Below are 1,788 nucleotides of genomic sequence, written 5' to 3'. Positions count from 1 at the left end.
ACGGGTGGAGACCGAAGCGATCCTGGTCGACTACTGCCGCGAGGGCTTGTGGCCCGATGACCTGCCCCGGATCGGGCGGGAGATCTTCGCCCGTATCGACCCCGAGGGCACCGTGTTCAATGATGCGGATCGTCAGCGCAAGCGCGGCCTGATCCTCGGCCGCCCCGGGGTGGATGGGATGTCGTGGATCGAGGGCTGGCTGACCCCGGAACTGCGGGCCGCCCTGGACGCTGTCCTCGCGAAGTTCGCGCGCCCGGGCATGTGCATGCCCGAGGACATCGACAGCCCGACCGTGACCACCGATGACGCTGACACGCAGGTCGATTCGAAGGTCCTCGAGGCTGCTGCGCGGCGTGATCGTCGTGATGCGGGGCAGCGGGTCCACGACGCCCTGTTCGCGTTGTTGCAGCCCGGTGTCGACATGAGCAACCTCGGCACCCACCGCCGTCTGCCGGTGCAGGTGACCCTGACGATGAGCCTGGCCGATCTCGAGCGTGGCGCGGGCCTGGCGACCACCGCCTCCGGCGGGCACCTGTCGATCGGTTCGGCGTTGAAGATGGCCGCCGGGACCCGCCCGGTGCTGGCGGTCCTCGACGGCGACGGGATCCCGATCTACCTGGCCCACGGGCGACGCCTCGCCAGCCCGGGTCAGCGGCTGGCGTTGATCGCCCGCGACAAGGGCTGCACTCATCCCGGCTGTGATGTTCCGCCGGATCGGTGCGCGGCGCATCATGTGATCGATTGGGCCAAGGGCGGTCCCACCGACCTGACCAACCTGGCCCTGGTCTGCGATCACCACCACGCTTTGGTCAACGACAGTGAAAATGGCTGGAAGACGGTGATGTTGGGTAAGGATTCCCCGCATCGTGGTCGGGTGGGTTGGATCGCGCCCAAATCCTTGGATCCGACGGGCACGCCCCGGGTGAACGAACGCCTCCATTTGGGCGAGCGGGTGGCTGCTCGTATCGAATCCAGCTGCCGGGAGTGGGATTCCCGCGCGGCCTGACCCCGCCCCGCACCGCCTTTGAGTTCTTTGACGACTCCACAGCGCCGATGAACGACCGCACCACCAGCGGACCGAAGGCCGCCCCGCCTCCTCAACACGCCCGCCTTCTTCCCCCAGGCCGTTCCTCAGACGAGCTACAACATGTGATTCAGATGCTCGAGGCCGTGTAACCCGGGCGAAGACTACTCGGGTCGATCACTGGCAGCCGGATTGCTCGCAGAGAGTTGTACCTGGAGTGTGGTTTCGTCGGGTGCCCTACCGGGCTTTAGCTGACGCGGCTCGGGTGCCGTTTCAATGCCGTTAACTTACGCGCGGGTGTAGCCGGATCTCGGGCGGTTTCGGGTGGTTGATGTTGGTGTGGTGGGGGTATTTGCGTGGGAAGTTCTGTCGCCGTCCGCGTTTGCTGACTCGTGGGTAGCTGCGGTGTCGTCGGGGTGGGTTCGGGCGGGCGAGGATCTCGGTGACCGCGGCGGTGGTGGCGAGAGCGAGGTGGTCAGGGGGAAAAGCCGCCTTGCCCGGTGACGTGTCGCCGGACAACGCGCAGGGTGCGCAGAACCGACGGTCGTAGCGGGTCGACGGAGTCGAAATCGGCTGTGTGATACATCAATTCGCGGATTGCGTAGTGGGTGATGAGCAGGCCCCAGATCTCTTGGCGCACCATCGCGGGACTCTGTGAGCGCAGGACCCGGAAACTGCCGCGCTGGCGGGTTTCGATCTCGGCGAAACTGGTCTCGATCTCCCACCGGTGCACGTAGGCGGCCGCCAGCTCGGCCGCGCTGATA

Annotated in this window: 2 protein-coding genes; one reads left to right on the top strand and one right to left on the bottom strand. The window is 66.4% G+C overall.

The window, feature by feature from the left end; genetic code table 11:
- The coding region (locus NS2_RS35555; RefSeq protein WP_147207446.1) for an HNH endonuclease signature motif containing protein at positions 1-1,006 on the top strand (1,006 nt) is incomplete at its 5' end.
- A gap of 493 nt (positions 1,007-1,499) precedes the next feature.
- Here NS2_RS35555 and NS2_RS36630 read toward each other — a convergent pair.
- Positions 1,500-1,788 (bottom strand): transposase (locus tag NS2_RS36630; RefSeq protein ID WP_373867355.1); only part of this gene is annotated, 289 nt, incomplete at its 5' end.

It is taken from the genome of Nocardia seriolae NBRC 15557, from assembly GCF_007990715.1.
Classification (GTDB): Bacteria; Actinomycetota; Actinomycetes; order Mycobacteriales; family Mycobacteriaceae; genus Nocardia; species Nocardia seriolae.
Note: the sequence above shows the minus strand (reverse complement) of the source record. Positions and strands in the feature narration are given on the sequence as shown.